Source organism: Roseobacter denitrificans OCh 114 (assembly GCF_000014045.1).
In the GTDB taxonomy this organism is placed as follows: Bacteria; Pseudomonadota; Alphaproteobacteria; order Rhodobacterales; family Rhodobacteraceae; genus Roseobacter; species Roseobacter denitrificans.
In genome coordinates, this window is sequence record NC_008209.1 from 240296 (window position 1) to 264765 (window position 24470).

Here is a 24470-nt window from a genome sequence, read left to right on the forward strand (position 1 = left end):
CAATGACCGAACTATATGCAATTGCCATTTTCCTCGCGGTCCTCTTTTTGCTTCTTGGCACGGGCGTCTGGGTGGGTCTGGCGCTGATGGGTGTCGCTTGGGTCGGCATGGAGCTTTTCACCACGCGGCCCGTGGGCGATACGATGATCACGACGATCTGGGCGTCTTCCAGCAGTTGGACGCTGACGGCCCTGCCCCTGTTTATCTGGATGGGCGAAATCCTCTATCGCACCCGCCTGAGCGAAGACATGTTCAAAGGGCTGTCCCCGTGGCTGGCGCGGCTGCCGGGGGGGCTGGTTCATACCAATATCGTGTCCTGCACGGTGTTTGCTGCCGTGTCAGGTTCGTCTGCGGCCACGCTGACCACCGTGGGCAAAATGGCGATCCCGGAACTGCGCGCGCGCAAATACCCCGAGAAAATGGTCATTGGCACGCTGGCCGGAGCGGCCACCCTTGGCCTTATGATCCCACCTTCGCTGGCGCTGATTGTCTATGGTGTGACCGTGAATGAAAGCATCACAAAGCTGTTTTTCGCGGGTGTGTTTCCAGGCCTGATCCTCGCCAGCATGTTCATGGCCTATGTGGCAATTGTCTCGTTCACGTCAAAGGACTGGAATCCGACCGTTGAACGGGGCATGAGCTTTGGCGAAAAGGTGCGCAATTCGAAATTCCTCGCGCCTGTCTTTGCACTGATCGCCGTGGTCATCGGGTCGATGTATCTGGGCTACGCGACCGCGACCGAAGCCGCCGCCATCGGGGTCATCGGCTCCCTGCTGCTGGCACTGACCCAGGGCTCGCTGACCATGGCGTCGTTTCAGGCCAGCCTGATGGGCGCAATGCGCACCTCTGCCATGATCGCCCTGATCCTAGCAGGCGCGGCGTTTCTGAAACTGTCGATGGGCTTTACCGGGTTGCCGCGCGCGCTGGCGGACGGGATCGCCGCGATGGAGTTGGGTCGCTTTCAACTGCTCATGGCGCTTCTGGTGTTTTACATCATTTTGGGCATGTTTCTGGACGGGATTTCTGCCGTTGTGCTGACCATGGCCATCGTGGAACCCATGGTGCGAGAGGCAGGCATCGACCTCATCTGGTTTGGCATCTTTGTGGTGGTTGTCGTCGAAATGGCGCAGATCACACCGCCCATCGGGTTCAACCTCTTTGTGCTCCAAGGCATGACGCGACACGAAATGGGGTATATCACCAAGGCGGCCTTGCCGATGTTCCTGATCATGGTTCTGATGGTCTTTGTGCTGATCTGGTTCCCGCAGATTGCCACCTGGCTGCCTGAAAACCTCAGACAAAACGCCAGTTAGTGCTGAAGGTTCTGTTATGGCGGATTTCGGAAAACGGCAGGCTGGCCTTGATCGTCGGACTGGTCGCGGGGCTGACCTTGCCGGGCCTTGCCGCTGCATTGCAACCCTGGCTGCCGCAGATGGTGGCCGTATTGCTCGCCATCACGGCGCTGCGGATCGGACATCGCGCGGCCTCGGGGGCCTTGGCGGACCTGCGCTGGGGGATCGGGTCGGTCGTGGTGTTGCAACTGCTCTTGCCGTTTTGCCTGTTCGCCCTGTGCTGGAGCCTTGGCCTTGCGGGCACGCCGATCGCACTGGCTGCCGTTCTGGCAACCGCAGCGCCTGCGATATCGGGCGCGCCAAACCTCGCGTTGATGCTGGGTCAGAACGGCGGACGAATGATGCAGATCCTCGTATTGGGCACGGCGTTGTTTCCCATCACGGTCCTGCCGTTGCTGTGGATGACGCCACAGCTTGGCGACCCGCATCAGGTGTTGCGCGCGGCACTGTCGCTGCTGGGGGTGATCATCGCCGCGACCTCTCTGGGCTTTGGGCTGCGTGCCATCGTCTTTCCCAATCCGACCGAAGCGCAGGTCAAGGCGCTCGATGGGCTGTCGGTACTGGCATTTTCGGCCATCGTCGTCGGGCTGATGGCCGCGCTCAACCCCGCCTTGCGCAACAACGCGCCAGAGGTCGCAATGTGGGCGCTGCTCGCATTCGCCATCAGCTATGGCGCGCAAATAGTGGTCTATCTGTTTCTGCGCCGCTCGCGCCTCGGACCTGTGGCAGGACCCCTTGCAATTGGCGCAGGCAACCGCAATATCGCCCTGTTTCTGGTGGCCCTGCCCGAACAGGTCATGGCCCCCTTGATGGTGTTCATCGGCTGCTGGCAATTGCCCATGTACATGACGCCGATCCTGTTGCGCTGGCTCTACAAGCCGGAAGGGTGAGATGATGTCCTATCCACAGATCAAGACCGTTGGCCTGTCCGGGTTACTGGTGACTTTCGCCGAAAAGATGAGCAGCCCGGCAAACCGTGCAGCCCTCGCATTTCGCGCCGCCGTCGTTGCCGCAGACTGGCCGGAGGTGCGCGAGACCAGCATGTCGCTCGTGTCGGTCTATGTGGTTGCGGATCTGGTGAGCGAAGACATCCCAAAACTGATCACCAAGCTCGAAAACCTGCTGTCCCAGACCGATTGGTACGCAGCACCCCTGCCCGAGGGGCGCAGGCTCTGGCATGTGCCGACCGTCTATGGCACCGACCTCGCCCCCCAGCTGGAGGAGGCCGCAGAGCTTGCAGGCGTTGATCCCGACACCGCCATTCAGCAGCTTTCGACGACCCGCATGCGCGTTTTGACAATCGGCTTTGCCCCGGGACAGCCTTATATGGGCGAGTTGGGCGAAAACTGGAACATCCCACGTCAGCAGGACCTGACCAAAAGCGTGCCAGCGGGGGCACTTGTGGCGGCCATCCGGCAGCTGGTCGTTTTCACGGCCCCCACCCCAACAGGCTGGCGACACGTGGGGCAAACCGCGTTCGAGAACTTTCGCCAGACCGCCGATCAGCCCTTTGCCCTGACCCCCGGCGATGAGCTTCTGTTTCCGCAGGTCTCGCGGCAAGCTCTGATGGACATCATGAAATCCGACACATCCGGCAATGGTGGTGCCGAGCGGGAGACACTGCCGTGAGCGGACATCTCACCATTCATGCCGCCGGTCCAGGATCATCGGTACAGGACATGGGGCGGGCGGGTTTTCTGGCCTATGGTCTGACGCGCGGCGGGGCGGCAGACCAGATGGCTCTGCACGAAGCGGCGGCCTTGCTGGGACAAAGCGCGACGCTCGGCGCGATTGAAATGGTCGGCGTCGGGGGCACGTTCGAAAGCGACGTGGACACGGTCATTGCCCTGACTGGTGCCGAAATGTCGGCCAGTATTGATGGCTCTGCCTTGGTTTGGCACGCCAGCCACGCCCTGCCCAAAGGCGCCAAGCTGAAGATCGGCGGGGCGCTGAAGGGGACCTACGGGTATCTCAGCGTCGCGGGCGGCATCGAGGCGCCGCAGATCATGGGTGCGCGTTCGACCCATTTCAAAGCCGGGATCGGCGGTGCCCTGGAAGCGGGGCAGTCCTTGCCCATCGGGGTGACACCGACCCAGCGAGCCGGGTTTGTCATCCATGCCAGTGGTCGCTTTGCCGGGGGGGATATCCGCATCGTGCCGTCCGTTCAGACGGACCAGTTTTCGCCGGAGACGCTGGCGCGCTTCACGCAGACAACCTTTCGCCGCGATGCGCGTGGCAATCGGCAAGGCGTGCGCATGGATGCGGACACCGACGGCTTTTTTGTGGATGGCGGCCTGAGCATCGTGTCCGAAGTGATCACCGAAGGCGATATTCAGATCACTGGCGACGGCGCCCCTTACGTGTTGATGTGCGAGTGTCAGACAACGGGCGGTTATCCGAGGATCGGCACCGTGCTGCCCTGCGATCTGGCACGCGTTGCGCAGGCCCCCGTGGGCGCACCGCTACGCTTTCGTTTCGTGACGATGGATGAGGCACGCGAGATCGAACTCAAGGCACGTGCAGAGATCAAGGCCCTTGCCGGGCGCGCCCAGCCACTGGTGCGCAACCCGCATGAGATGTCCGACCTGCTGAGCTATCAACTGATCGGTGGCGCCATTTCCGCGACCACGGACCCTTTTGCCGACTAACAGGAGAGCCAAATGAACCGCGTAGATCTGAATGCCGATATGGGCGAAAGTTTTGGCCCATGGAAAATGGGCGATGATGCAACCCTGCTCAAAACCGTGACCTCCGCCAATATCGCCTGTGGTGCGCATGCCGGTGATCCGGATGTGATGGTTGCCACCATGCGCACGGCCCACGCAAACGGTGTGGGGATTGGCACGCACCCCGGATTTGCCGATTTGCAAGGCTTTGGACGCCGGCGCATGTCTGTCCCCCGCGCGAGCCTGCAAAATTCGATCCGCTATCAGGTTGCGGCCTCCGTCGGTGTTGCGAAATCCATCGGTGCGCGCGTGCGGCATCTGAAATTGCACGGCGCTTTGGCGAATATGGCTTCCGAAGATGACACGCTGGCCCGTGATCTGTTTGAGGCCGCATTGTCGGTTGATCCCGATCTGATCGTCATGGTGCTCTGCGCCACTGCACAGGAGGAGGCCGTGCGCGCGCTAGGGTGTTCTTATGCAGGTGAGATATTTGCCGATCGCGCCTATAACGATGATGCCACGCTGGTCGACCGCAGCCTGCCCGGAGCGGTCATTCACGACCCGCAGATTGCCGGGCCACGGATGGTGGAGATGGTGCAGGCCGGGGCCATCATCACGGAATCAGGCAAGCGGATCAAAACATCCATCGACACGATTTGCCTGCATGGCGACACACCGACGGCTGTGGAAATCGCCCGCTCTGTGCGCACAGCACTTGAAGGCGCCGATATCGCGGTCCGGCAATTTGACGGCCGCAGGCACTGACGCCGCAGCGCACGCGATGATCCTTGGTTGACTACCGGTCACCTGCAGGGCTGGGATCGTTTTTGCGCGCACTGCGCAAATCGCCGCTCATGTCATCAGCCCCAAGCCTCCAGCGTCCCGCCCTTGCCCGGCTTGACTTTGCCACGAACCGGCCAAGTTTATGACGTAACCAAAAGGTTAATCGCCCCGGCTTTGAAAGGACGCACCCCATGCCCACCACATTCAACGTTAATGGCAACCCGGTAACATTGGACGTCGATCCAGACATGCCACTCCTTTGGGCCTTGCGGGATCATCTGAAGCTCACTGGGACGAAATATGGCTGCGGGATTGCCCAGTGCGGGTCCTGTACCGTAATGCTTGACGGGTTTGCGGCGCGGTCCTGCGTTACAACCGTCGGGGATGTGGCGGGATCGCAGGTTCAGACAATCGAGGGTGTGGAAAGCGCCGCCGCCCGCGCGGTACAGCAAGCTTGGACGACCCTGAATGTTGCGCAATGCGGCTATTGTCAGTCCGGTCAGGTCCTTGTCGCAACTGAATTGCTGGAGAATACGCCCAAGCCGACCGATGAAGAAATCGACGCCGCCATGGGGGCCAATATTTGCCGTTGCGCGACCTACGCGCGTATTCGCAAGGGCGTTCGCGCCGCTTCCGATAGCCTGGAGGCATAAACCATGCACGCCATCAAACCCGCGCATTCAAAGTCGAACGCAGATGCAACAGGCCCCTCGCGCCGCGCCTTTCTGGCCGGTGCCACGGGTCTTGTCGTTGCCATGGCGCTTCCCATCAAAGGGCGCGCACAGGCTGTCGCAACGGCGCAGGCCGCATTCGCGCCAAATGCCTTTATCCGGGTGTCGCCGGACAATATCGTCACAGTGCTCATCAAACACGTTGAGATGGGGCAAGGTGCAAACACCGGACTGGCGATTCTTGCCGCTGAGGAAATGGATGCCGATTGGAGCCAGATCCGCGCAGAGCAGGCACCCGACGACCCGTCCCTTTACGCAAATCTCGCCTTTGGGGTACAGGGCACGGGTGGGTCCACCGGCCTGTCGAACAGCTATATGACAATGCGCGAGGCCGGGGCCACGGCGCGCGCGCTCCTCATCGAAGCTGCGGCACAGACTTGGGGTATCCCGGCCGGTGATGTTTCTGTCTCGGCAGGTGTGGTCTCCAACGACGCGACAGGGCAAACCGCGACCTTCGGTGAGTTGGCAGAGCGCGCAGCGACACTGCCCATGCCGCAGGATGTGACATTGAAAGACCCCTCTGAATTCAAGCTGATCGGCGCCGAAGGGATCACCCGACTTGATGCGGCGGACAAAGCGCGCGGCAAGTCGACCTTCAGCATTGATGTCATGCGGGATGGAATGCAGGTGGTGACGGTGCTTCACCCCCCGAAATTCGGCGCTGTTTTGGCATCCTTTGATGCAACGGCGGCGCTTGACGTGCCCGGCGTGACGGCAGTGCACCAGATTGCCAGCGGCGTTGCCGTTTACGGCGCGGATACATTTGCAGCCTTGCGTGGCAGAGATGCGCTGGTTGTACAGTGGGATGAAACAAACGCCGAAACGCGCTCATCACAGGAAATCGAAGAAGAGTTCCTGAAAGCGGCGCGCAGTCCGGCCCGCGTTGCAGAAAACATCGGTGACGTCGATGCGGCTTTCGACCAGGCGGAACGCTCTTTTGAGGCGGAATACATCTTTCCATACCTCGCGCATGCGGCAATGGAGCCCCTGGACGGCGTCGTTGAATGGACACCGGACCGTGTCGATGTCTGGTCCGCGATACAAATCCCGACCATCGCAGCACCGGTGTTCTCTTCAACCTTGGGCGTGGCACCCGAAGCCGTATCGCTTCACACGATGTACGCAGGCGGCAGTTTTGGGCATCGGGCAACAGCGACCAATCACTTTGAAAATGAAATGGCGCAAGTGGCAGCGGCGGCAGGTCCGGGATCCTACAAGCTGCAGTGGACCCGGGAAGATGATATGACCCAAGGGTACTACCGCCCCCTCACGGTGCACCGTTTCCGCGGTGGTCTTGATGCCGATGGCAACATTACTGGCTGGGATAATACGGTTGCAAATCAATCTATTATGGCTGGCACCATGTTTGAACAAGCCCTGATGGGCGATGGGCTTGATCGCACCTCTTACGAGGGATCGACCGATCTGCCATATGCGCTTCCGGCGCGGCGGGTGTCCTGGGCGCAGATGCAGACCGGTGTGCCCGTTCTGTGGTGGCGCGCGGTCGGTCACACGCACACCGCCTATGCGACCGAGACTTTTCTTGACGAATTGCTGATCGCCGGTGGTCGCGACCCGGTTCAAGGGCGGCTTGATCTGATCACGCAGGACCGTCCGCGCGATCGCGCGGTTCTGGAACGTGTCGCTGAAATGGCGCAGTGGAGTGGCCCCGGCACAGGCGAGCGTCGCTATGGCGTCGCCTTGCATCGTTCCTTTGGCAGTTTCGTTGCACAGATTGCGGAAGTGGAAAACCGGGACGGGACCCCGCACGTCACCCGCGTCTGGTGCGCGCTGGATTGCGGCGTGGCGGTGACACCGGATGTTGTGCGCGCGCAGATGGAAGGCGGCATTGGGTTTGGCCTCAGCGCGGCGCTGTTCGAGCAGCTGACGCTGGAAGCTGGCGGCACCGTGCGGGAGCGTAACTTTGACGCCTACCGTGTGCTTGGGCTGGAGGAGATGCCCGAGATCATGGTGGATATCATGCCAAGCGAAGTGGCGCCCACCGGCGTCGGGGAACCCGGAACACCGCCGATTGCCGCTGCGGTCGGCAACGCCTGGCGCGCCCACACCGGACAAACTCCGCGACGGCTGCCGATCATCGGGGCATAGTCGCGCAAAACCATAACACCAAGGCAAAGCGCGCAGTGCCTTGGTGGCGGTGGGTCGAGTTTTGGCTCACGCGACGTTTGGCACGCGGAATTCCCGCTTTACTCAGGGGGGGGGTTACCCGCACTTTGGAGGTGCGAATAACGGCGTATAACTCATCAGTTTGGCCAAGTTAACCAGACCTGTGATGTTCACCCGAGGTCTGGTAGAAACACACCATGCCCCGACGATACGCTGACATCTACCCGTCCTCGCCACTGCTCAACAGCGATGCCATGCAACATGTCTCAGCAGCCGCCCTGATGTCCGTGCGTTATTTTCAGGCCGAACCCGACAGCATGCCAGAAGAGGTTTTCGCCGAACATCATGTGCTGTTGAACCTGTGCGAGACGCCCCACCGCGTTCAGAACAGACGCGATGGCGAGTTGCGCGATTTCATGTTTCACAAAGACGAGATCATCGTGACGCCGGCAGGAATGAAATCCGGTTGGCGCTGGTTCGGCAAATCCGATGTGATCGTCGTGACGCTGGACCCGGCAAAGGTGCAGAAGTTCGCGCAGAGCGAATTGGGCATCATCCTGGACAGGCAGCAGTTCGCCGATCTCCCCCAGTTCAATGACCCTGATTTATGCGCTGCGGGCATAATGCTGCGTGACGCGCTTGAGAATGACGATTTGACCTCCGGAGTGATGTTCGAAGCGATGAGCCGCGTTTTGCTGGTCAAGCTGCTGCAACGATACGGTCAGAAACGTCCGGAAGAGCTGGCTTTGTCTGCCCGTTTCACGACCGATCACTATGGTCAGGTGCTCGCGTTTATCCGCGCCAATCTGGACCGTACGATCACGGTGGATGATCTGGCGGCTGAGGTCGGAATGTCGCCGTCGCATTTCGGCAGGGTGTTCAAGGAAACGCTGGGCCAGACGCCAATGCAATATGTTCTCGCCTACCGGATCGAACAAGCCATCGAGATGATGAAAGAGGCAGGCCGTCCCCTGGGCATGATCGCGCTGGATTGCGGATTCGCGGATCAGGCGCATTTCTCGCGCAGTTTCAAACAGGTCATGGGTCAGACGCCGCGCCAATATCGCGCCCGCTGAACTGGGTCGCGCGAGACCCATGCGCCATATCAACGGCGCGCAATCGACGCAAACAGTGGAACGATGCAGGCTGGCCGAGCCGTCATCCGGCGGACCATTGGGATCGCCTGACACAGCCGCCCGCCGTTGCGCAGTCTGACGCTGCCGCCATCGCAAGGTGGGGCAGGACGTTTCGACAGCGCGTGCTGCACTTGGCTTAAGGTGTTTGTCGCACTAACATTTGATGATAGCGACTGCCTTGAGATGACCATTGATAAACTGCCGCACCTATCGACCGTTTCCAGCCAGTTCATTGCGGACTGGCTGGCGGCGTTGCGGCCTCTGTGCAGTGCGGATCACTTTACTGACCTGTTGCAGCGCTCCGATCTGCAATCCGGCGAGGACGTTCAAAATGGCCGGGTGACGCTTGATCAGATTGTCTGTCTTTATCAACTGGCGGCTGTCGAGACAGGGGATGAAATGATGGGCCTCTGGTCGCGTCCGATCCGGCATCGCGCCTTGCAGCACCTTTTGACATCTGTTCGCGAAGCGACCTCTTTGTCCTCTGCGCTCTACCGGTTCTCGACGTTCTGGAACCTCTTGCTGGATGACTATGAATTTACGTTCTCTGAGGATGAAACCGGATCTGTCCTCAGGCTCACGCCGCGCGGCGATCACGAACCCCAACGGTTCGGCCATATGCTGATCCTGAAACTGGCGCATGGTCTGATTTCATGGCTGGCGCGCGATGAGGTGCCCGTCACGGCGGTGGATTTCGCATTTGCGCGCCCCCGCTTTGACGAAGACTATGCCGTTATCTTTCCCGCGCCCGTCCGCTTCGACCAGTCTGCAACGGCGATTACATTCGATCTGAGCCTTCAGGGCCCGGTTCAACTACGCAGCACGGCCGATTTGGATGTCTTCTTGCAGAATGCGCCCAGAGACTGGATTTTTACGCGCTCTGAAGTGCACACCCAATCCTTGCGGGTGCGCAGCTATCTCAGCCAAGCAGGCTGGGACACTGCAAACCTGACGGGGGCTGCGCGCGCACTGCATCTGACACCGCGCACGCTGATCCGCAAGCTGGAAGCGGATGGCACTTCGTTTCAGATGATCAAGGACGCCTTGCGCCGTGACATTGCGATCCGTCACTTGCAAACGGGTCAGCACAGCATTGAAGCCATCGCTCATGAGGTCGGTTTTTCCTCGGCGGCAAACTTCCACAAAGCGTTTCAGCGATGGACGGGCAACACGCCCAGCTCCTACAGACGACGGAATGCGGGAAAGAGGTAATATTGTCACTTTCAGACAATAAGCTGTCACCTCACGAGATAGCGCCAAAGAAGCCAGATGGCTAGTAAACCCAAGTAATAGATGTTTCACACCAACCGGGCTGCGATTGTCACGTCTTGCTTTGCGCTTATTGCGCGCGGCAAGAAGCGACAATGCATGCTAGAAAGAAGGACCGAACATATGTCAGACAAGCTGGAGTCCATCCTCGCCGCTGCCCATGATCACGCCACGCAGGTCGTTACCCCGAATGTCGATGCATGGAACGCCGCAAAGGCATGGCCGCGCGATGCATCCGACAAGGCCGGTGCGGCTGGGCTGATGGGGCTTTATGCGCCCGAGGCATGGGGCGGCGAAGGGCTGCCGCTGTCCGAAGGGATACAGGTCTATGAACAACTCGGCCTCGGCGATGGCGCTTATGCCTTTGCCCTGTCGATGCACAACATCTGCACCTTTGCGGGCTGCGGGTATGGCACCGATGCCTTCAAGGAAAAATGGGCGCATGACCTCACGTCAGGCCGCAAGTTGGCGAATTTTGCTCTTACGGAACCGCAATCCGGGTCCGACCCGGTGAAGATGTACACCCGTGCGACCATAAATGACGATGGGACATGGACGATCAGCGGGTCGAAAGCATGGGTGAGCCTTGCGGCCGAAGCGGACATCTATTTCACCGTCGTCAAGACCAGCGATGCACCGGGTCACAAAGATATGGCAATGATCGCGATTCCCGCAGATGCTCCGGGGATCAGCTTTGGGAAGCCTTATGAAACGCCGTCCTACAACTACCTGCCGATGTCCGAGATGTATCTCGACAAGGTAGTGGTCAGCGCTGACAATATCATCTTGCCGATTGGACAGGGGTTGCAGGGCTCCTTGATGGCCATCGACATCGCGCGCGTGTCCATCGCATCAGGCTGCTGTGGCTTGATGCAGGCGGCGCTTGACACGGCACTGGCCTATTCGAAGAACCGCAAGATGTTTGGGGGCAAAAACCTTGACCTGGATGGAATCCAGTGGATGCTGGGCGAGGTTGCGACCGATCTTGAGGTCTCAAGGCTGCTTTATCGCAAAGCCGCACAGGCGCTGGGTACACCGGAAGGGCCGTTGATGGCCGCACATGCAAAACGTTTTGTGCCGGATGCAGCCGTTAAGGCCACGAATACCTGCACGCAGGTCCTTGGGGGCATGGGATTGTTGCAACCCTATGGCTTGGACCGCCTCTCACGTCTGGCGCAGATGCTGCGGATCGTGGACGGTACAACGGAAATCAGCCGTGTGGTCATAGGGCGGGCTTTGCAAAAGCGGGCGGCTGGCTTGCCGGATTTACCAGTGCCCAAGGGGTTTGGCGAGGAAGCAGCAGACGCTGTGCCTGTCGCCGCTGAATAAACTGCTTCGCCGCCATGTCGAGGAGCAGGTGATCGCCCCCCTGGCCAGCCGCACCTGAGCGGCTGGTTTTGTTCATCCGGTATGCAGTGGGGCGTGGTCCGTAGTTTTTATGGTGTCCGGGCTGGTCTGCGCATGCATTAAAGCGCCATGCGAGAAACCTCGATCACGTAACGCCACCTGAAATCAAGGGTTTCAAGGCGTTGCGTGCTACTTGATGTTTCAGGTATTTCGTCAGGCGCTCTGGTTGGACCTTGGCGACACCCTCCTTGCGAAACGGCTGGGACGCTCTGCGGTGGTTTTGCTCGCAGTATTTTCGCTTTGGTACGCCAATGAGGCACCGAAGGATTGTATGGAGCCTATGTTATAGCCTGGGTTTTCCAGATGTTGCATGCGCGGTGACACGCGCCGTGATTACGCACGGCAATACTGTCCGGGTGCTGTGAGGCTAACCAAAGACCGGTCAAAAGACCTTAAGAAAAACCGGTTCTTGCAGGTTCGGGCGGCTCATTGACGGATCTGTCTTCGGTCGCCCATCTCACGCTGTCACTGCACCATGGTCGGTCGCGTCTGTATCTTGTTGCGTCTCAATAGCAGCTCAAGTTGTGAGAAACTGTTCGAGACATCTTGCTTCTCCGGTTTTGCGAAGAAGGCATCCAAGTCCGACCAGACCTGAATTGCCGCATCGATATCCGGATCCGAGCCCTGCGAATAAAGACCGGCCCGAATCATCATCTCATTCTGCTCGTAGATAGACAAATAGCGTCTGACAATTGAGATCAGCTCGTTTTCTATGTCATCTGCGGCTGCTGGCAGGCTGCGCGAAATCGACTTGAGCACGTCAATGGCAGGATATCTGCCGCGTTCTGCGATTTCTCTGTTGAGCACGATATGGCCATCGAGGACCCCGCGCAGGATATCAGCGATGGGCTCCTCCATATCCGAGCCTGCGACCAGAACGCTGAAAATGCCCGTTATATCGCCCTGCGCGCCTTCTCCGGGTCCCGCGCGTTCACACAGCGACATTATCAGATGTGCAGTGGATGGCGGATAGCCGCGCAGAACAGGTGCTTCGCCTGATGCGACAGCGACTTCGCGGTGCGCTTCTGCAAAACGCGTGATGGAATCTGCAAGGATAAGAGCCGACAGGCCCATGTCGCGGAAGTGTTCGGCAACCGACATGGCAGCCCAGGCGCACCGCCTTCTGATGAGGGGCGACTGATCGGATGTGGCGCAGATCACGACGGAGCGTTTGAGGCCTTCCGGCCCCAATACTTCCTCTACGAAATGACGTAGCTCGCGACCACGCTCTCCGATGAGGGCGACTACCACAACATCTGCAGTCATGTTCTGTGCAAGATGCCCCAACAAACTGGACTTTCCCACACCCGATCCTGCAAAAAGTCCGACACGCTGACCTTTTACCACCGGTAGCATGGTGTTCAAAACGGACATGCCGGTGTTAAGGCGTGTACCCATCGGGCGACGCAAGGCGGGCTCGGGGGGCGCGCTCCGCAGGCTCCTTGCCTCTGCGCCGCGCAGCAGCGGTTTTCCGTCAATTGGATTTCCGAACGGGTCAATGATTCGGCCAATCCAACCCTGCGATGGCGCGATGCCGCGCGCCTCCAGAAGTGCTGCGCGGTCATTAAGGGCGACACCCTCTGCATCCTGATCCGGCAGGATAACCAGAGTGTCCCCGTCCAGCTGCAGGATCTCGCCAGAAAGCGGCTCACCTTGACGGTATACAACGACCAGATCACCAATCCGGGCCTTTCCCGCGAGCCCGGATATATGGATCACCCCGGCCTCGACACGGCAAACGCGACCAATTGACCGCACAGGGTTCAATTCAGTGATCTGCGCAGTGAGACCGTCGAAGGGAATCGGCTGGTTCATGTCATTCCTTTGCTTTCTGCACACTCTTTCTAAAGGAATCAGAGTTAAGCCTTGATGAAATCACACGAGGGAGAAGCCCGGATGTTTGAAAAATTAGAAGTCTTCCGAATGGCGCATGCCATGGCGGTTCACGCCGGCGAAAAGCAGGCGGTAACAGCGCAGAACGTGGCGAATTCGGACACGCCTGATTATCAGGCGCGCGACGTAATACCGTTTTCCGACACGTATAGCCGCGATCCTGCCAATGGTGGGTGGGGGTCGCAAAAAGCGACGCGCCAGACACATATAAACGGTGCGGCTGCTGGCCAGACACCCGATCCGATTATTGACGAGAACGGCGTTGGTTCGCCCAACGGCAATACCGTATCGCTTGAAAATGAAATGCTGAAATCACTGGATGCAAAGCGGCAGCATGATCGCGCACTCGCAATCTACAAATCGTCACTGAGCATTTTGCGTGCCACGTTGAGTAGAAGCTAGAGGGAGCAAAATCATGAGTGAATTCTCCAAATCTCTGGATGTAACGACCAGCGGCCTGAAGGCTCAAGCCACACGGTTGCGTCATCTGTCAGAGAATATTTCAAATGCAGACACGCCGGGATATCGGCGCAAACTGGTGTCTTTTGAGACAGCCTTTGGTGGACAGGGCGTTTCGACGGTTGAGACGAGCCGCGTGCGGTTGGACCAAAGCACGTTGGAAAGGGTTTATGACCCATCGCACCCCATGGCGGATGAAAGCGGGTATTTTGATGGGTCAAATGTCGACCTTCTCATCGAGTTGAGCGACGCGCGGGAAGCGCAGCGCAGCTATGAAGCTAACCTGAAAGTCTTTGAACAAACACGGAAAATGTCCAGCAGCTTGATGGAGTTGCTGCGCAAGTAAAACGTAACGGCTGCCTTTGGCAAAGCAATTGGTAGAACAAAAGGAGATCCAGAATGGATATGAAAGCAGTTTCAGCGATCCAGAACTTTACAAACGCGCGTGCGGCATCTGCGATAGAGAGCTATCAGCAGGCCCGGCCCGCGACTGAACCATTGCCGGAAGAATCCTCGGCATCTGAAACCCTGGGCCGTGTTGCAAAGGACTTTGCGTCAACGTTGGCCGAAAGCGAAGAAATCGCGAAATCATCCATGGTGGGCGACGCAGATCCACACGCGCTGGTACAAGCGTTGGCACAAACGGAACTGGCGGTAGAAGCCGCCGTCCGAGTGCGTAACAAAGTCGTCGAAGCGTATCAGGAAATCTTGAGGATGCCGGTTTAAAATGGCCGATCAGATCATCTTTTTTGATACGCTTCGGCATGGGCTCTGGATCGCGGTATTGATCTCGATACCGGTGCTCACTGCGGCTTTGGTCACTGGTGTGTCCATTGGCCTGGTGCAGGCCCTGACGTCCATTCAGGAAATGACACTCACTTTCGTTCCGAAACTCGCGGCCATCGTCCTCGTTTTCTGGATGTCGATGGGCTTCATGACACAAACACTGGTGTCATTTTTTCATGAACAGATAATCCCGCTGATTGTAGGAGGTTAACGATGGAAAACTCAGGATACACCACGATCACAAGACAGTCTGGTCTTATGAAAGAGATGCGCGTCGTTGCAAACAATATCGCAAATGCTGCGACTTCCGGCTTTCGTCAAGAAGGGGTCATTTTTTCGGAATATGTAAAATCCGTGGATGGCGCTTCGAGCTTGTCTATGGGTCAGGCAGATGCAAGGCAGACATCTTTTGCCCAGGGCGCACTCACCCAAACAGGTGGGCAGTTTGACTTTGCCATTGAAGGTGACGGATTTTTTCTGGTGGAAACGCCTTTGGGCGAACGTCTCACGCGAGCCGGTGCCTTTTCACCGAACGCAGATGGCGATTTGGTCACGCCCGACGGTTATCGCGTTCTGGACGCAGGGGGAGCGCCGGTGTTCATTCCCCCCGGTGCCGCAGATATTGCGGTTTCCGCAGATGGCACGATCTCGACAAATGGTGACCCTGTTGGCCAGCTGGGCTTGGTTCAACCGCGCAACCCACAGGGGCTTGTTCGCGAGGACGGTGTGATGTTCCGTGCCGATGAAGGCTATGAAGCAGCCGAGCAAGGTCGAATTCTGCAGAGTTTCGTCGAGAACTCGAACGTCAACCCGATCTTGCAGCTGACCCGTATGATTGAGGTTCAACGCGCATATGAGCTCGGTGCCAGTTTTGTGGAAGCAGAAGATGAGCGTGTCCGACAAGCCATGCGGACCATGTCACAGTAGTAGTTTAACGATCAAATCAGGATAGAAACATGCGAGCCTTAAAAATTGCAGCAACGGGCATGAGCGCCCAGCAGATGCGCGTCGAGACGATCTCGAACAACCTCTCCAACATGAGCACGACAGGCTACAATGCACGCCGCGCCGAATTCGCCGACCTGCACTATCAGCAAATGTCACGGCCAGGAACTGTGAATGCGACCGATGGCACAGTGCTGCCCACGGGCGTGCAGCTTGGTCTTGGGGTCCGGCCATCGGCGGTTTCTGTCCAGTTGCAACAAGGGTCCCTGTCTGCGACTGGTGGCGATTTGGATCTGGCGATTGAGGGCACCGGGTTTCTGGAGGTTACTTTACCGTCCGGACAAACGGCTTACACCCGTGACGGAGGTCTCAAGCGCGATGCTGAAGGGCTCATCGTGACATCGGACGGGTATCCGGTTGAGCCCGAAATTGTCATTCCCGATGATGCGAGAAGCATCTCCATCAACACATCCGGCGAAGTTTTCGCCTATTTTTCAGATGCAACAGATGCAGAGCTGCTTGGCCAATTCAATCTTGCAGGTTTCACGAACGCCAAAGGGCTTGAAGCCTTGGGCGGTAATCTATTTGCAGAGACCGAAGCATCCGGAGCCGCAATCGTTTCCACACCCGGTGAAGACGGACTTGGCACCGTCCGCCAGGGCTATCTCGAAAGCAGTTCGGTAGACGCCGTGCGCGAGATCACTGAGTTGATCGAAGCACAGCGCGGATACGAGATGAATGCCAAAGTCATATCAGCAGCCGATCAGATGATGGGCGCAACCACGCAGATCCGATGATCAGATTGGCCCTCATTTCATGGTTGATGTGTTTGCCTTTGGCTCTGTTTGCCGAGGTGGTCGTCCCTGCCAAAACAATCCGGGCGAATGCGACCATAACCGCAAGCGACATCACCCTTAAGCCCATCCAGAATGAAAACGCCTATACGCTTATGGCCGATGTTGTGGGTCAAGAGGCACGAACAACGCTATATGCCGGCCGGCCGATACTCTTTGATGACATTGGTCCGCCTGCCATCGTGTCGCGAAACCAGATTGTATTGCTGAGCTATCAATCATCCGGGCTGAAAATTCTGACAGAGGGGCGTGCCCTTCAAAGAGGGGGTGTTGGTGACAGAGTTCGCATCATGAATCTTGACTCGCGTGCAACACTCTTTGGCCAAGTACAGGCTGACGGTTCGGTAAGAGTATCAAATTAGGAAAACTCAATGAAAAACGTCTTTTTATGCGTCATGACAGCTGCATTGGTAATGTCAGGCTGTGCAAGGTTGGACCACTTGGGCAAACCACCCTCGTTCAGCCCCGCAAGTGCTACAAAAGAACATACAGCGATGCTTTCTCCAGGGCTGCCGCTTCGCGTAGACACTTCAACACCAACCGATGACGCGTCCTTGTGGTCAGGGGCACGGCAATCCTTGTTCGGCGATCGCAGGGCTGTACAGCAAGGTGATATCCTGACAGTCGTCATCGAAATCGATGAAGAGGCGGAGATCTCCAACGCGACAGATCGATCGAGATCCGGATCGGAGAGTTTGGGGATTCCGAGCCTGTTTGGTCTGCCTCAACGAATAGACAGAGAACTGCCGACGGGCGCGACACTTTCAGACGCGGTTTCAATAAACTCTTCCAGTAATTCGTCCGGGGATGGATCGGTCAAAAGGAATGAAAAACTCACTCTTCGTGTCGCCGCAACGATCGTTGACGTGCTGCCCAACGGCGTACTCTCGATCGCGGGAAGTCAGGAATTACGGGTGAATTTCGAAATGCGTGAGTTGTTGGTGTCGGGGTACGTGCGACCCGAAGACATTTCCCGCAAGAATGAAATCACCTATGATAAAATCGCGACAGCACGGGTCTCCTACGGTGGTCGCGGCCAGATCACGGATGTTCAACAGCCGCGCTGGGGTCAGCAAGCCCTTGATATCGTATTGCCTTATTGAGGTCACAGTATGAAAAAGATCCTCCCTGTCTTGATGCTACTGCTTGGGTCTGCTGCAGGTGTGGGCGCAGGTGTATACCTTAGGCCGCCACCAACAGAAGAGGCCGCTGCGCCGGAAGAAACTGCGGAAGAGGGCAGTGCTGCCACTGAAAAAGAAGAAGCACAAGATGATCTGCCTATTGCCGGTAAAGAATATGTCAAGCTAAGCAATCAATTTGTTGTACCAATCGTTGAAAAAGATCGTGTTTCATCGATGATTGTGATGACGTTAAGTGTCGAGGCGCCACAGGGTCAGGGGGAAGTGATTTACGACCTCGAGCCTAAAATACGCGATGTGTTCCTCAGAATTCTATTTGATCATGCCGCAATAGGTGGATTTCGAGGTGCTTTCATTAACAACGAGAACCTTGACGTCGTGCGTCGAAATCTGCGGGATGGAGCCATCAAGACATTTGGGGAAGACCTCATTAGCGATGTCCTTATCTTTGAAATTGCCCGTCAGGATTACTAGGTTTAAGTGCTTTTAGATTTGTAGACACTTTTCTCCCTAGCTTTGAGGCAAAGAGGCCGACATGGGAACAAGCATTTACAGCGACGATTTCACACGTGATGCCGTGCACGGGATTACGGTTCGCGGTAATCCGGTTTGGGAAGCTTCCGAGCTTTTGACCGACAGCGCACATTCTCCGTTCAAATGGATTTCGCGGTTCGGCGAAACGGTTCGTCAAGCGATCAGCATAGAGCAACAAGCCATGAACCGGCATTTGCAACGTGAGCTGGCGGGTGTGACTAGGTAGCGTCACATCATCAAGCACTCGACGCACCTGTGCTGCGTGACCTGCTCCCCTGTAATGTCCTCGAATTTTGGTTGGCCTGTTCTCCAACTGAGGAGACAGACGATGAAGAAAAGCCGTTTTAGCGAAGAACAAATCATTGGGATTTTGAAGGAGCACCAGGCTGGGCTTGGCGCGAGGGAGCTGTGCCGCAAGCACGGGATCAGCGATGCTACGTTCTACAAGTGGCGGTCGAAGTATGGCGGCATGAAAGTGTCCGATGCGCGGCGGCTGAAGACGCTGGAATCTGAGAACGCCACGCTGAAGAAGATGCTGGCCGAGCAGATGATGGATGTGGCCACGCTCAAGGAAATGCTTGGAAAAAACCTCTGAAGCCCAATTCGAGGAGGAATGCTGTGGATTGGGCGATGACGACCAAAACCAACGGTGGTCGCTCGACTTCATGTTGGACGCGCATGAAGACGGGCGGCGGTACAGGGTGCTGAATGTCATCGACGACTTCAGCCAGGAATGCCTGGCCGCCGTAGTCGACACATCCATTGACGGTGCGCATGTCGCCCGTGAGCTGGACCGGATCGCCGAGTTGCGAGGCTATCCATGCCTTGTGGTCAGCGACAACGGGGCGGAGCTGACCTCGAACGTGATGCTCAAATGGCAAGAGGATCGCAAGGTCGACTGGCACTATATCGCACCCGGAAAGCCCATGCAGAACGGCCTGGTGGAAAGCTTCAACGCACGGATGAGCGAGGAGTGCCTGAACGAGCACCTGTTCCCGTCTCTGCGCCATGCCCGCCACATGATTGCGGCAAGGCGCGCCGGCTACAATCACCAACGCCCACATTCAAGCCTCGACGGGCTCACCCCGTGGGAGTATCACCAACGGTCAAGAGAGGACCAAAACCTGAACAGAGCTAACTGAAAAACGCGAACTCTCAGGGGAGCAGGTCGGGCGCCCGATCTCGCGTCGAAGCGGGTCATTCTATTGGAGCAGTCCACAACCCACTTTTGAAACGACATCAGTATCTGGATGGGTATGCTCCATTCGTTCAGCGCTGGCTTGCCAAGATCTGGATCTTCGCCCGCCTGCTTGCGGCCAACCCACTGGTCACTGCGACAGACACGGCGTCTTGGCGGAATACATACATCCGCTTCAGTCCCATCATTCATTTTTTGCGGCACAAAATGATGCCAAAAGGGCGACACTCAAGCAGGATAGGTCAGCGTCACGGGCATTTCAGGGGAGCGGGTCGATACGTGTGCGCCAGATGCTGCCGGCCTGCTGGTGGCGATGTCGGGCAATCAAAAATAACTCTGAACGAGGCTTCCGGCAATCAGGTTCCATCCGTCGGCCAATACAAAGAATGCCAACTTAAATGGCAGTGACACGATAACCGGCGGCACCATCATCATACCCATCGACATAAGAACGGCAGCGACGACGAGGTCGATTATCAGGAACGGCAAAAATACCAAAAACCCGATCTGAAAAGCTCTTGAAATTTCGGACAGCAGAAAGCTTGGGACGAGAACAGATAAAGGGGCCTCCGCCGTGGGAGCTGCATCAATAGTTTCTGACCTCAACTCCGCCATCGCAAAGAAAGTATCCGGATCGAGACGGCCTGCCATGAAGATACGGAACGGCTCCAGCGTGCGCACGAACGCAGTCTCTGCATCAATTGCGTTATCAGTTAACGGTTGAATCCCGTTTTGCCATGCCGCCTGAAAGACAGGCTCCATTATGAAATACGTAAGGAATAAGGCCAGACTGACGATCAACATGTTTGGCGGTGATTGCTGCAAGCCGATTGCCTGGCGCAATATTGAAAGCACTGTGACAAGGAAAGGAAAACAGGTAATCATGATTGCCAGGCCGGGCGCAAGGCTCAGCACGGTAATCAGAATGAACAGTTGGATGGTCCGCGCACTGAGCGAGCCGTCATCCCCAAGAGAGATTGACAGGTCTTGGGCAAGACTGACGGACGGGGTGAATAACCCGATCAGAACAACGGCCAGCAGTGTGATGCGGGTCATTTTCAAAGGCCGGATTTGAGGTCAATCACTTCCGTCAACCGCACAATCAGCTGACCACTTTGATCATCATCTTTTTCTTCGAGCATTCCGCGGGCGATGAGACGGTCACCTATGTATAAATCGACAGGATCTTCAACCGATTTGTCCAATGATAGTACCGCGTTCTCGCCAAGCGTTACCAAATCCCGGATCAGTGGGCGCGCTTTGCCGACGCAGACGGTCACTTCAATGGGAACGGATGTAAACGGATTATTGGCGTCAAGACCGCCGACGCTCTCCATGGGACCATCATCCATTGTCGCTCTCCCGGTGTGCTTCATGGAAGAAGGCTTCTATCGCTTTGGATACACCCTCCATCAGTGAATTGAGGTCGATCTGTCGCTCAGTTTCACCCAGTCGTACAAAGGCCTGCCCATCTGCCAAGGTCGGCTCTGCGATCACATTCATGGGCTGCTCTGACGTACTCCCGATAAGGTTCGTGACGCGTTCGACGTTCCCAGTGCTCACAACGACCTCAATTGACCGGTCCGTTTTTGCATCAACCATTGAAGCCACTTGGTCCAGAATATGCGCACTCAGAGCGGCACGCATTGCTTCGGGGAACAGTTTCTCAACGATAGCTTTCATTACTGGTTCAATAGAAACCGTCAGTTCAGACAACGCTTCTTGATATGTGAATTTCATATCGATCAAATTCTGTCCCAATTCCGCGGTGATCCGCTCCTTTTCATCGGTCTGAGCTTTTGTCGCATCATCCCATCCAGCTTGATAACCGGCCTCAAACGCTTGAAGTTTCTGGTCTTCGACTGCTTCCGAATTCGAGTTCAGCTTGTCAGGCGATGTTTGTTTGGCGTCGGCAAAATTCTTGTATCGGTGTGAAACAGCCATTACACGCTCTCCTCTTTGTCTTCCAACCAGCTGCGCAGGATCTCAACAGTCTCATCCTGCCGCTCACCGATCATTGTTCTGAGCCTATCTACCGGGTCTTCCGACATCCCGCTGCCAATGTTCAGGTCTGGCAATTCTCCACTTGCGTCGCCAAAATCGGAAATCACGGGGAGATCTGGCAATTGAAAGTCATCCCCGTCAATTTCACCATCAAGGCCCAGACCATCCGTTTCACCATCTGTCGCACCGGGCAAAGCCGCGACAGCAGGCGCGTCATTGAGATCGTTGCGGGCAAGCAAGGGTCGCACGACGAAAAGCCCCAGTATGAGCGTCACAAGGGCGAGTATCGCCATCTGAATTGCAGACATGACATCGATGTTGAAATTGCTCATCAAAGATGTGCCCGCCGCAGTGCCTTGCAGAGGTACGCTCTGCAAACCCATTGATTTAATTGTAATTATATCGCCTCGGGCCTCATCAAAACCTACAGCAGACGCGACAAGATCGCGCAGCGCTTCCAACTCACTTTCATCTCTCGGTGTAACGGTTTCCTGACCAGCCTCATCCGTGATTGTCATCTCATTGACCAGAACGGCGACAGTAACGCGTTTTATGGCGCCAGGCTCACGCAGGATTTCCCGCTCTGTTTCAGAAACTTCATAGTTGACACGCTCGCGCGTTTCATTGTTCTGGGACGAGCTGTTTTCACCACCAGCACCATCTTGATCCGGCAAATTGGACGCCACCGTTACATCTCCGCCACCGGCTTCGGAGGAAGATGTGTTGCGTTCTTCTGTGTCAGTACTGATCGCCACGCGGCTCTCTGGGTCGAAAATACGCTCTCGAATCGCTTCACTTTCGGTCACCGTATCTACACTTACCTCGACAACCGAGTTGCCAAAGCCTACCCGGGCTTCCAGCAGGCGCTGAACCCGTGCCTTCAAAACGTCAGCTTTATCCTCACCGCCAATTGTTGGCGCAACTTCATCCGCGTTGCCGATCAGGGCGCCGTTGGCGTCAATCACGGCGACGTCTTCAGACGCTAGCCCTGCCACCGCCGAGGACACGAGAAACCGAATAGCCTTTCCCTGCTGCGGCGTGATCGCTGCGCCGCTTGGTGTTACCGAAACGGAAGCTTTAGGCGTAACACCGCGTTGAAATGGGTTGGATCCCGTGCTTGCGATATGCACACGCGCCATTGAGATATGTGGGCTGGAGACGATGGTGCGCGCCAACTCGCCTTCCTTTGCACGCCAATACGCGGCGTCAAACATCTGTGAGGTCGTACCAAACCCGGACAGCGTATCAAGCAACTCATATCCTTGTGTGGAATTTGCTGGCAGCCCTTCACTGGCAAGGGTCATGCGCAACTCATCTCTTTGACTCGAATCAACGAAAATTGACCCACCGCGCACTTCAAACACGGCACCGCGCTGTTCCAACGCAGCTACAACATCGCCTGCAGCGCCATTTTCCAATCCGGCATACAAAAGCGTCATGTTCGGCGCCGTGGCCATTCTGGACATGGCCAAAATAGCAAAAAACATTGCCCCCGTTGCCAAGGCAACAATCACTTGTCGCCGCAATGGCAAGCCTGTCCAAGCCGTAACTATCTGCTGCACTTTCGCCTCCGTTCAGATGAACTTTCTGTTCAACGGTGACATCAGCAATGAACCATCTGCCTTAACAATCGGTTAGTGCAAATGCGTCTATAACAAGTTTCGTAAACATTGACGGGACGAATATGACTGACGCAACCAATGAAGAAAGCGCAGAAGCGCCAAAATCGGGCAAGTTGCCTTTAATCGTTGGCGCTGTTCTGGCGATTATCGGCGGCGGCGGTGGGTTTTACGCTGCCAGCAGCGGGATGATCTTTGCAACCGAATCAAAGAAGGAAACGGTGGAAGAAGAAAAGGAAACTTCCAACGAGTTCAGCGATATTTCGTTTTTGCCACTGGAACCAATGACGATATCCATGCCGCGTGACAGCGCCTACAAACACCTGCGTTTTCGCGGTGAGCTTGAAGTGCCCAAGGAGTATGCGGAAGATATCAAGAAGGTCACGCCACGCATCATAGATGTGTTGAATGGCTATCTGCGCGCCCTGCAGGTTGCAGATATCGAAGAACCCGCATCGCTGACAAGGCTGAGATCGCAAATGCTGCGCCGCATTCAGATCGTTGCGGGTCCTGGACGCGTGAATGACCTGCTGATCATGGAATTTGTTTTAAACTGAGGAGAGCGATATGGACGTTATTGCTGACATCTTTCTGGCTGCCGGAGCGTTTGGTGCCGGTATCTACTGCTACATTTTGGGCAGGCGCCTAAACAAATTCAATGATCTGGAAAAAGGGGTTGGAGGGGCCGTCGCGGTTCTGTCTGCGCAGGTCGACGATTTGACCAAAACGCTCGCAGCGGCCCAGAGTACAGCTTCTGTTTCGGCTGAAACGCTGACGCAACTCACCGTGCGCGCCGAAGCGATGTCACAGCGGCTCGAACTGCAGATGGCTTCGCTGCATGACATCCCACCGCAAGAGAGCACAGTGGCAGCTGCGGAAACCAGCAAAGTGCAGCAAACCACGGCTGAACCGATGTTCATCAGGCACCGCGCTTAAGGAGTGAGCTCATGAAAATCAACATGTTACGCCGTAATGGGCGCGGCTCTGTACTTTTGATTTGTTGTTTGCTGATCGGCTCTGCAGCGATACGCATCGGCAGCGAGGCCGGGAAAGCAGTCGCAACAGAGAACCCTTTCCCCGCGCCGGCCATTTCAGAGGCCAAAGAAGAGTCAGCCGGTTCCGAAGAAACCAAGGCGGACTTTTCAAAAATGCTGATCGCCTTTCAGGAGCGTGAAGCGCGCATTGAGCGTCTCGAACGTCAGATTGATAGGAGACAAAAGGCTTTGGAAGTCGCCGATGCTGAAATCGAGAAACGGTTGCAGGTGCTTCAAGATGCAGAGAACGCTTTGAGGTCTATGCTCGCCATCGCTGATACGGCAGCAGAGGACGATGTCGTCAGGCTCACATCCGTTTATGAAAATATGAAGCCAAAAGTTGCCGCGGCCTTGTTCGAAGAAATGGAGCCGGCTTTCGCAGCAGGATTCCTTGGGCGCATGCGGCCTGATGCTGCGGCAGGGATAATGTCCGGTCTCACTCCAAACAAAGCGTACACGATCAGTGTAATCCTTGCAGGAAGAAATGCAGAGGCGCCAAAAGGCTGACTCTCGTGAAGGTTTTTTAACCTCCTT

General features: G+C 56.7%; 28 protein-coding genes and 1 pseudogene. 24 read left to right on the forward strand and 5 right to left on the reverse strand.

The genetic code is table 11. From position 1 onward, the window contains the following. Positions 1-2: 2 nt before the first annotated feature. The 10 genes from RD1_RS01120 to RD1_RS01165 all read left to right on the forward strand — a co-directional run bounded on the left by RD1_RS01120 (position 3) and on the right by RD1_RS01165 (position 11393). Positions 3-1313 carry a TRAP transporter large permease gene (locus RD1_RS01120; RefSeq protein WP_044032863.1) on the forward strand — a complete coding sequence of 437 codons (1311 nt, stop codon included), beginning with the start codon at positions 3-5 and terminating at the stop codon, positions 1311-1313. Continuing rightward, positions 1313-2242 (forward strand): hypothetical protein, encoded by a 930-nt coding sequence (locus tag RD1_RS01125; RefSeq protein ID WP_011566591.1) that lies wholly within the window; start codon positions 1313-1315, stop codon positions 2240-2242. Before RD1_RS01120 ends, RD1_RS01125 begins: the two co-directional genes overlap by 1 nt. Position 2243: 1 nt before the next feature. Continuing rightward, positions 2244-2981: a 5-oxoprolinase subunit B family protein gene (locus tag RD1_RS01130; protein WP_044032864.1), complete on the forward strand. Its 738-nt coding sequence runs from the start codon at positions 2244-2246 to the stop codon at positions 2979-2981. Then, entirely contained in the window at positions 2978-4000 is a 1023-nt protein-coding gene (locus RD1_RS01135; protein WP_011566593.1) for a biotin-dependent carboxyltransferase family protein, read from the forward strand. The genes RD1_RS01130 and RD1_RS01135 overlap by 4 nt, the downstream gene beginning before the upstream one ends. A 12-nt stretch (positions 4001-4012) precedes the next feature. Beyond that, entirely contained in the window at positions 4013-4783 is a 771-nt protein-coding gene (gene pxpA, locus RD1_RS01140; protein ID WP_011566594.1) for a LamB/YcsF family protein, read from the forward strand. A 209-nt stretch (positions 4784-4992) separates the two neighbouring features. Continuing rightward, the gene (locus RD1_RS01145; protein WP_011566595.1) at positions 4993-5454 is read left to right on the forward strand and encodes a (2Fe-2S)-binding protein; all 462 of its coding nucleotides are present in this window, start codon (positions 4993-4995) and stop codon (positions 5452-5454) included. Positions 5455-5457: 3 nt separating this feature from the next. After that, the gene (locus RD1_RS01150) at positions 5458-7641 is read left to right on the forward strand and encodes a xanthine dehydrogenase family protein molybdopterin-binding subunit (protein ID WP_011566596.1); all 2184 of its coding nucleotides are present in this window, start codon (positions 5458-5460) and stop codon (positions 7639-7641) included. Positions 7642-7856: 215 nt separating this feature from the next. Further along, positions 7857-8735, forward strand: a complete 879-nt coding sequence (locus tag RD1_RS01155; RefSeq protein WP_011566597.1) for an AraC family transcriptional regulator — start codon at positions 7857-7859, stop codon at positions 8733-8735. A 243-nt stretch (positions 8736-8978) separates the two neighbouring features. After that, positions 8979-10007: an AraC family transcriptional regulator gene (locus RD1_RS01160; protein ID WP_044032865.1), complete on the forward strand. Its 1029-nt coding sequence runs from the start codon at positions 8979-8981 to the stop codon at positions 10005-10007. A 180-nt stretch (positions 10008-10187) separates the two neighbouring features. Next, positions 10188-11393 carry an acyl-CoA dehydrogenase family protein gene (locus tag RD1_RS01165; RefSeq protein WP_044033298.1) on the forward strand — a complete coding sequence of 402 codons (1206 nt, stop codon included), beginning with the start codon at positions 10188-10190 and terminating at the stop codon, positions 11391-11393. A 543-nt stretch (positions 11394-11936) separates the two neighbouring features. Here RD1_RS01165 and RD1_RS01170 read toward each other — a convergent pair. Then, a complete protein-coding gene (locus RD1_RS01170; RefSeq protein WP_011566600.1) occupies positions 11937-13286 on the reverse strand; it encodes a FliI/YscN family ATPase in 1350 nt (449 codons plus the stop codon). Positions 13287-13367: 81 nt separating this feature from the next. Here RD1_RS01170 and RD1_RS01175 point away from each other — a divergent pair, with 81 nt between their 5' ends. The 11 genes and pseudogenes from RD1_RS01175 to RD1_RS20580 all read left to right on the forward strand — a co-directional run bounded on the left by RD1_RS01175 (position 13368) and on the right by RD1_RS20580 (position 19223). Continuing rightward, on the forward strand, positions 13368-13766 hold the full coding sequence (locus tag RD1_RS01175) for a FlgB family protein (protein ID WP_011566601.1): 399 nt from the start codon (positions 13368-13370) through the stop codon (positions 13764-13766). A gap of 13 nt (positions 13767-13779) precedes the next feature. Beyond that, positions 13780-14169: a flagellar basal body rod protein FlgC gene (gene flgC / locus RD1_RS01180; protein ID WP_011566602.1), complete on the forward strand. Its 390-nt coding sequence runs from the start codon at positions 13780-13782 to the stop codon at positions 14167-14169. A 53-nt stretch (positions 14170-14222) separates the two neighbouring features. After that, on the forward strand, positions 14223-14549 hold the full coding sequence (fliE, locus tag RD1_RS01185; RefSeq protein ID WP_011566603.1) for a flagellar hook-basal body complex protein FliE: 327 nt from the start codon (positions 14223-14225) through the stop codon (positions 14547-14549). A gap of 1 nt (position 14550) precedes the next feature. Beyond that, positions 14551-14820, forward strand: a complete 270-nt coding sequence (locus tag RD1_RS01190) for a flagellar biosynthetic protein FliQ (protein ID WP_011566604.1) — start codon at positions 14551-14553, stop codon at positions 14818-14820. Between the two features lie 2 nt (positions 14821-14822). Further along, positions 14823-15536: a flagellar hook-basal body complex protein gene (locus RD1_RS01195; RefSeq protein ID WP_011566605.1), complete on the forward strand. Its 714-nt coding sequence runs from the start codon at positions 14823-14825 to the stop codon at positions 15534-15536. 29 nt (positions 15537-15565) lie between these two features. After that, entirely contained in the window at positions 15566-16351 is a 786-nt protein-coding gene (flgG, locus tag RD1_RS01200; protein ID WP_011566606.1) for a flagellar basal-body rod protein FlgG, read from the forward strand. Beyond that, complete coding sequence (gene flgA / locus RD1_RS01205) at positions 16348-16770, forward strand: flagellar basal body P-ring formation chaperone FlgA (protein WP_011566607.1); 423 nt, start codon at positions 16348-16350, stop codon at positions 16768-16770. Before flgG ends, flgA begins: the two co-directional genes overlap by 4 nt. 9 nt (positions 16771-16779) lie before the next feature. Continuing rightward, positions 16780-17511: a flagellar basal body L-ring protein FlgH gene (gene flgH / locus RD1_RS01210; protein ID WP_011566608.1), complete on the forward strand. Its 732-nt coding sequence runs from the start codon at positions 16780-16782 to the stop codon at positions 17509-17511. Between the two features lie 9 nt (positions 17512-17520). Next, the gene (locus RD1_RS01215; RefSeq protein ID WP_011566609.1) at positions 17521-18021 is read left to right on the forward strand and encodes a hypothetical protein; all 501 of its coding nucleotides are present in this window, start codon (positions 17521-17523) and stop codon (positions 18019-18021) included. Positions 18022-18082: 61 nt separating this feature from the next. Continuing rightward, on the forward strand, positions 18083-18307 hold the full coding sequence (locus tag RD1_RS21100) for a hypothetical protein (RefSeq protein ID WP_011566610.1): 225 nt from the start codon (positions 18083-18085) through the stop codon (positions 18305-18307). Positions 18308-18409: 102 nt separating this feature from the next. Continuing rightward, positions 18410-19223: pseudogene (locus RD1_RS20580) on the forward strand (IS3 family transposase). Between the two features lie 380 nt (positions 19224-19603). Here the strand turns inward: RD1_RS20580 and fliP are convergent. The 4 genes from fliP to fliF are packed head-to-tail and all read right to left on the reverse strand — an operon-like array spanning position 19604 to position 22845. Next, on the reverse strand, positions 19604-20335 hold the full coding sequence (gene fliP, locus RD1_RS01235; protein WP_044032866.1) for a flagellar type III secretion system pore protein FliP: 732 nt from the start codon (positions 20333-20335) through the stop codon (positions 19604-19606). Between the two features lie 2 nt (positions 20336-20337). Further along, the gene (locus RD1_RS01240; protein WP_011566614.1) at positions 20338-20631 is read right to left on the reverse strand and encodes a FliM/FliN family flagellar motor switch protein; all 294 of its coding nucleotides are present in this window, start codon (positions 20629-20631) and stop codon (positions 20338-20340) included. Next, positions 20624-21223 (reverse strand): hypothetical protein, encoded by a 600-nt coding sequence (locus RD1_RS01245; protein WP_011566615.1) that lies wholly within the window; start codon positions 21221-21223, stop codon positions 20624-20626. Before RD1_RS01245 ends, RD1_RS01240 begins: the two co-directional genes overlap by 8 nt. Next, a complete protein-coding gene (gene fliF, locus RD1_RS01250; protein WP_011566616.1) occupies positions 21223-22845 on the reverse strand; it encodes a flagellar basal-body MS-ring/collar protein FliF in 1623 nt (540 codons plus the stop codon). The genes RD1_RS01245 and fliF overlap by 1 nt, the downstream gene beginning before the upstream one ends. Before the next feature lie 122 nt (positions 22846-22967). On the opposite strand from fliF, the gene RD1_RS01255 reads away from it, so the two are divergent. The 3 genes from RD1_RS01255 to RD1_RS01265 are packed head-to-tail and all read left to right on the forward strand — an operon-like array spanning position 22968 to position 24443. After that, positions 22968-23459, forward strand: a complete 492-nt coding sequence (locus tag RD1_RS01255; protein ID WP_011566617.1) for a flagellar basal body-associated FliL family protein — start codon at positions 22968-22970, stop codon at positions 23457-23459. A gap of 10 nt (positions 23460-23469) precedes the next feature. Next, on the forward strand, positions 23470-23838 hold the full coding sequence (locus RD1_RS01260; RefSeq protein ID WP_011566618.1) for a hypothetical protein: 369 nt from the start codon (positions 23470-23472) through the stop codon (positions 23836-23838). An 11-nt stretch (positions 23839-23849) separates the two neighbouring features. Further along, positions 23850-24443: a MotE family protein gene (locus tag RD1_RS01265; protein ID WP_011566619.1), complete on the forward strand. Its 594-nt coding sequence runs from the start codon at positions 23850-23852 to the stop codon at positions 24441-24443. Positions 24444-24470 lie beyond the last annotated feature (27 nt).